This is a genomic window from Deltaproteobacteria bacterium (assembly GCA_020848905.1).
Lineage (GTDB): Bacteria > Myxococcota_A > Polyangia.
In genome coordinates this window covers 1-3350 of record JADLHG010000052.1, presented here as the reverse complement: position 1 = coordinate 3350, position 3350 = coordinate 1, and the positions used below count along the sequence as shown (strand labels likewise).

General features: G+C 69.1%; 7 protein-coding genes. 5 read left to right on the top strand and 2 right to left on the bottom strand.

Annotated elements, in window-relative coordinates:
• The first annotated feature begins 26 nt into the window (after positions 1-26).
• The 4 genes from IT371_23005 (at position 27) to IT371_22990 (ending at position 2005) form a co-directional block, all read left to right on the top strand.
• A complete protein-coding gene (locus tag IT371_23005; GenBank protein MCC6750552.1) occupies positions 27-638 on the top strand; it encodes a hypothetical protein in 612 nt (203 codons plus the stop codon).
• A 118-nt stretch (positions 639-756) separates the two neighbouring features.
• Positions 757-1146 carry a hypothetical protein gene (locus IT371_23000; protein ID MCC6750551.1) on the top strand — a complete coding sequence of 130 codons (390 nt, stop codon included), beginning with the start codon at positions 757-759 and terminating at the stop codon, positions 1144-1146.
• Entirely contained in the window at positions 1146-1373 is a 228-nt protein-coding gene (locus tag IT371_22995; protein ID MCC6750550.1) for a hypothetical protein, read from the top strand. The genes IT371_23000 and IT371_22995 overlap by 1 nt, the downstream gene beginning before the upstream one ends.
• Positions 1374-1495: 122 nt before the next feature.
• On the top strand, positions 1496-2005 hold the full coding sequence (locus IT371_22990; protein MCC6750549.1) for a type IV toxin-antitoxin system AbiEi family antitoxin domain-containing protein: 510 nt from the start codon (positions 1496-1498) through the stop codon (positions 2003-2005).
• 136 nt (positions 2006-2141) lie between these two features.
• On the opposite strand, the gene IT371_22985 is transcribed toward IT371_22990, so the two are convergent.
• Together IT371_22985 and IT371_22980 are read right to left on the bottom strand one after the other, a co-directional pair.
• Complete coding sequence (locus tag IT371_22985; protein MCC6750548.1) at positions 2142-2438, bottom strand: type II toxin-antitoxin system RelE/ParE family toxin; 297 nt, start codon at positions 2436-2438, stop codon at positions 2142-2144.
• Positions 2438-2767 carry a type II toxin-antitoxin system Phd/YefM family antitoxin gene (locus tag IT371_22980; protein MCC6750547.1) on the bottom strand — a complete coding sequence of 110 codons (330 nt, stop codon included), beginning with the start codon at positions 2765-2767 and terminating at the stop codon, positions 2438-2440. The genes IT371_22985 and IT371_22980 overlap by 1 nt, the downstream gene beginning before the upstream one ends.
• Before the next feature lie 122 nt (positions 2768-2889).
• Here IT371_22980 and IT371_22975 point away from each other — a divergent pair.
• A partial coding sequence (locus tag IT371_22975) for a hypothetical protein (GenBank protein MCC6750546.1) occupies positions 2890-3350 on the top strand: 461 nt, incomplete at its 3' end.

Here is a 3350-nt window from a genome sequence, read left to right as displayed (position 1 = left end):
TCTTCGATCGCGCGACGAGCGAGCTGGTGGAGCACGGGACGTTCCAGCCGTACGGGGGGCGTGAGACGGACTACCGCCCGGAGCGATGGGAGGGCTTCCGCGAGGACTACGGCTTCACGGGGAAGGAAGAGGACGTCGAGGTCGCGCTGACGTACTTTGGGTATCGGTACCTGAGCACGGCGCTCGGCCGCTGGGCGAGCGCGGACCCGCTGACGGTGCACGGGCGTGCACGGGCTGGGAGCGGACTGGAACGCCTACGCCTACGTGAGCGGGCGGGTGCTGCAGGCGGTGGATCCGGTGGGGCTCACCGAGGAGAGCGACGGCACCACGGGACCCACCGAGTTCGAGTACGTCCACGGCCTCGATGCGGATGGGAATCAAATCGTCGCCTTCTACCTGACCAACAACGACTACGCGCAGCGGGAGCCCGAGGCGGCTGCGAGCGGCGAGGTCCCAGCAGCCTCGCCCCCTCCGAAGGGGACCTTCAGGGCCCGGCGCTCCGAGGCGGCCGCGGCGGGCGTCGGTGCAGGGGCGGTCGACATCGTGGAGTCGCCATTCCGGCTGGCGGAGTCGCTGACCCGCCTCTCCGTCAACCCAGGCGCCGGCACGGTGGCAGACGCCCACGGCTGGGCGGCTGACCGCATCGCGCGGCTGCGGCCGCCGCGACCAGCCGACCCGGTCACGGCGCTGAGCTACGACGAGCAGCGATTCGGCGTCGCGGTGTTCGCGACGATGGTCACCGTCCTCGGCTCCGCGATGGCCGGCGGCGCGCTGCCGCCAGTTCCCAGGTTCCGGTTGCCGCTGCCGGGGGCCGCGACGGGCACAGGTCGAACGGCGCAAGCTGTCGGAGGCGCTGCCAGGGGTGCTCAGGGCGCCTTCAGTCGCATCCTTGGCTTCACGGACCGGAACCTGCAGAAGGGTTTCACCAAGCACGGCGCCGACTTCAGCCGGGCCGTGAACCAGCACATCAATGCGCCGGGCGTCAGGAGCATCACCGGCACGTACCGCGGGAACCCCGTCACGCACTACATCGACCCGTGCACGGGCTTGAACGTGATCGCCGACCAGGCGGGGAACTACGTCAGCGGCTGGCGACTCGGCGCAGAGCAGCTCGAAAGCGTTCTCACGACCGGGAGACTGTTCTGATGTCGGGCGTAACGCTCACGCTGACCGCCGACCAGGCGCTCGTGCTCTTCGATTGGCTCGCGCGCGAAGACGGCAAGGGTGCGCTACCCACCGAGCATCAGGCCGAGCAGAACGTGCTGTGGGAGATCGAGGCACGGCTCGAGAAGAGCTTGGTCGCGCCGCTCCAACCGGACTACGAAGTACTGCTCGCTGCAGCACGCGAGCGGCTGGTGGCAGGCGGCGAGTGACCGCACCCCCACGCCCCGCTCGCTTGCCACATCCCAGGCGCGGGGGTGGAAGGACTTGAAGGCTCCAGCGCGGCAGGATACGAATCGTCTGTCTGTAAAGTCCGAGGACGCCGTGCCGTATCATGTCTCCCGCCGCCCCGACCAAGACCACGACGCTCCTCCGGCTCGCCCGGAACGGGCCGGTGCGCGCTCGGGACCTCGACGATGCCGGCATCCCGCGGGCCTACCTCAAGCGGCTCTGCGATCGAGGCCTGCTCGAGCAGGTGGACCGCGGCCTCTACCGGCTCGCCGACGCGCCGGTGACCGAGCTGAGCTCCCTCTCCGAGGTGAGCAAGCGCGTCCCGCATGCGGTCATCTGCCTGCTCAGCGCGCTCCAGGTCGACGGCCTGACGAGCGAGGCCCCGCACGTGGTCTGGGTGCTCATCGACCGGCACGCGCGCATGCCGAAGGTGAGTTCGCCGACGCTCGAGGTCATCCGCGCGAGCGGTGGAGCCCTGGGGCATGGCGTCGAGAGACGCCTCATCGACGGCGTGAAGGTGCAGCTCACCTCGCCTGCGAAGACCGTCGCCGACTGCTTCCGGTTCCGTCGTCGCACCGCTTCGAGCCCTTCGCCGGCATCAGCGCACCCATGATCGCCATGATCAACACCCAGATCATCCTGCACGCTCCTTTCGTCTTGGAACCGCAGAATTTCCGGAACGGGATGCAGCAGATTTTCCGGAACCATCAACCTCCGCGCTGCATCGCGGGGCTGAGCGAAAGAGAGGGTCAGTCTTGGTCGGGGTCGAGCTTGCCCAGAAGGCGGTGCCCCTCGAACACCGTGAGCACGACGATGCCGTCGCCGACGACCCGGTAGACGATGCGGTACGTGCGCTGGAAGACCTCGCGCACATCGTCTCGCGCGATTTCCGGGACGACTCGGCCCGTGCGCGGCATCTTCGAGGCCTTCACTGCGCGCTGCCTGAGCTTCTCGACCCACGCGCGGGCGGCGGTGGGGTTATCGGCCGCGATGTACTCGCCGATCGCCATCAGATCGGCTGCTGCGCGCTCGGTCCAGCGAAGCATCACTTCTTCTTGGTGGGCTTTCTCACCGAGCCGAAGCGCGCGTCGAGGCGATGGCCGAGGTCCTCGTCGCTGATGACTCGACCCGCGTCGAGATCGCCGAGCCCGTCCTGAACGGCCGCAACGAAACGCGCTTGGGTCGTCAGTCGGTCGAAGTCTTCGGGCGCGAGCATCACCGCCGCCGCCTTCCCGTTCTGCGTCACGACGAGCGGTCGGCGTCTGCCCCGGAGCGCCCGGATCTTCTCGGAGAGGTGGGCCTTCAGCTCGCCGATGGGAACGATGTCCTCCGCGACCTGCAGGGCGGAAGTGGGACCATTTGCTGACCTGCCCATGGGACAAGATATTGTCCTCTTAGGCGGGAAGGGCAAGAAGGAAGTCGTCCCGCCTCCCTCAGCAGCGGAGTTGCTCGACGGCGCGGACGAGGTCCTCGCCGCTCGGGTGCGTGTAGCAGGTCATGATCGCGCTTCGGCGCAGCCCCGAGGGAGACCGCGCCGCGCAGAAGGTCGCGGATCGCCTCGGCGAGGCCGGGCTCGAGTGCTTCCGCGCGGTGTTTCCGAAGGGCATGGACGCGAACGACTTCCTGCTCAAGTCGCCGGGCGGCTTCGAAGCGCTGCTCCGGCAGGCCGAGCCGCGCGAGATCGTCTGGGTCGCGCACCGTGTCGTTCGTGACGAAGAACTCCACCGCGTGATCCCGGCCCTCGCACACGCCGTGCTCCGGATCAGTTGGGCTTGCCGGCCGGCGACAATTGCTCCTGCCGGCCAGCGCCTGGTGGATGCCGCAGGCACGAGCGCCCGTGCGCCGCGAGCGGAGCACGGGGAGGCGCGTCGCTGGGCGAGGCTGGCCCTCCCGTCGCCGGGCGACGTCGTCTATCCTGCGCGGAGGAGCGCCCCGCGATGCTCGTCGTCACTCCGCCC